This is a genomic window from Isoptericola sp. NPDC057391, from assembly GCF_042668085.1.
GTDB lineage: Bacteria > Actinomycetota > Actinomycetes > Actinomycetales > Cellulomonadaceae > Isoptericola.
The window spans coordinates 1-1,119 of record NZ_JBHVBO010000341.1 but is presented as its reverse complement, the minus strand read 5'-3'; the positions used below and the strand labels follow the sequence as shown (position 1 = coordinate 1,119).

The 1,119-nt window shown below is 78.6% G+C and carries 2 protein-coding genes; both read left to right on the top strand.

The window, feature by feature from the left end; all coding sequences use genetic code 11:
• The coding region (locus ACFUVW_RS20875) for a hypothetical protein (RefSeq protein ID WP_430573206.1) at nucleotides 1-273 on the top strand (273 nt) is incomplete at its 5' end.
• Between the two features lie 19 nt (nucleotides 274-292).
• Entirely contained in the window at nucleotides 293-1,099 is an 807-nt protein-coding gene (locus ACFUVW_RS20870; RefSeq protein WP_430573205.1) for a DNA-formamidopyrimidine glycosylase family protein, read from the top strand.
• Nucleotides 1,100-1,119 lie beyond the last annotated feature (20 nt).

The window sequence follows — 1,119 nt, the reverse complement described above, 5'->3', positions numbered from 1 at the left end:
GTGCTGGTCGACGGCGAGCTGGTCCTGTTCGTCGAGCGCGGCGGGCGCACGGTGCTGTCGTTCGGCCGCGGCGACGCGGGCGACGGCCCCCGCCTCGCCGCCGCGGCCGGGCGGCTCGTCGCGGAGACGCGCGCCGACCGGCTCGGGCGCGTCACCGTGCAGCGCGTCGACGGCGTCCCCGCCCTCACCGCCGCCCGCGACCGGACCCCGGCCGCGGCCGCGCTGCTCGACGCCGGCTTCGGCGTGACGCCGCGCGGCCTGCGCCCGGCCTGACCCGCACCGGGAGGCGCCCGTGCCCGAGGGAGACGTGCTGCGGCTCACCGCCGCACGACTGGGCGTCGCCCTGCGCGGCGCGCCCCTGGTCCGCGCGGAGCTGCGCTGGCCGTCGGCGGCGGGTGTGGACCTCGTCGGTGCCACGGCGCACGAGACCGTGGCCTACGGCAAGCACCTGCTCACCCGGTTCGACGACGGCCGCACCCTGCACACCCACCTGCGGATGGACGGCTACTGGCGGGTGCACCGCACGGGCACCCGCCAGGCGGCCGGCCGCTCCCCCGCCGTCCGCGCCGTCCTGGCGACGGAGACCTGGACCTGCCTCGGGTGGCACCTCGGCATGCTCGACGTGCTCCGCACCCGCGACGAGCCCCGCCTGCTGGCCCACCTCGGCCCGGACGTCCTCGGCGACGACTTCCCGGAGCGGCTCGACGAGGGCGCGCGCCGTCTCGCCACCGACCCCGACCGGCCGCTCTGCGTCGCCCTGCTCGATCAGCGCGGCGTGGCAGGGCTCGGCACCATCTGGACGGCGGAGTCGCTGTTCGCCACGCGCCGGTGGCCGTGGACCCCGGTGGGAGCCCTGGACGACGAGGAACGCCGCGCCCTGCTGGTGGCGGCGCGCCGTCTCATGGGGCGCAGCGTCGAGGTGGGGCGACGCTCCGGGCTGGGAGCCGTGGAGCTCGCCGTGCACGGGCGCCACCGCAAACCGTGCCGCCGCTGCGGCACGCCCGTCGCCCTGGGCAGCACCGCCGGCCCCGGGCGGCGGCCCGACGCCGGCGAGCGGGCGATCTACTGGTGCCCGACCTGCCAGCATGCGCCGAGATAGAGAACCCGGACCCGCGAGAT